Source organism: Gemella sp. GH3 (assembly GCF_013415425.1).
Lineage (GTDB): Bacteria > Bacillota > Bacilli > Staphylococcales > Gemellaceae > Gemelliphila.
The window spans coordinates 1-415 of the sequence record NZ_JACBYC010000214.1 but is presented as its reverse complement, the minus strand read 5'-3'; the positions used below and the strand labels follow the sequence as shown (position 1 = coordinate 415).

Below are 415 nucleotides of genomic sequence, written 5' to 3'. Positions count from 1 at the left end.
ATTTTTATCTACCCATTCATTTTGGATGGATAATTCAAAGCGATCTTTTAATAATGCATACATAATTTTTGCTTCCGCCGACATTTTCTTAAAATATTCATCTTCAAATAAATATTTAGGCAGTTGATAAAACCTTTCAGTTTTTACTTGTGATAAATTGTATTTTTCAAAATTGGGCATAATAAAAACCTCATTTCCATTTTTGGGACTGAGGTAATAAAACAATTTTTACGTAAGTTATATGTTTTGTGCTTGCACTTAGATGATTAGATATATATAATACAAGTATCAAAAAAATATATAAACAAACGAGTGCGAATCGTTTTATTACCGAGAGTCGATGCTACGCCAATAGCATCGACTCTTTTAATATTCATAAAGTAATATTAACACTTTTAATGGCGTATATAAAGAG

Annotated in this window: 1 protein-coding gene; it reads right to left on the bottom strand. The window is 27.7% G+C overall.

Going from position 1 to position 415, the window contains the following annotated elements; all coding sequences use genetic code 11:
• On the bottom strand, window positions 1-180 hold a 180-nt coding region (locus HZY83_RS07760; RefSeq protein ID WP_179943475.1), incomplete at its 3' end, for a replication initiator protein A.
• Between the last annotated feature and the right edge of the window lie 235 nt (window positions 181-415).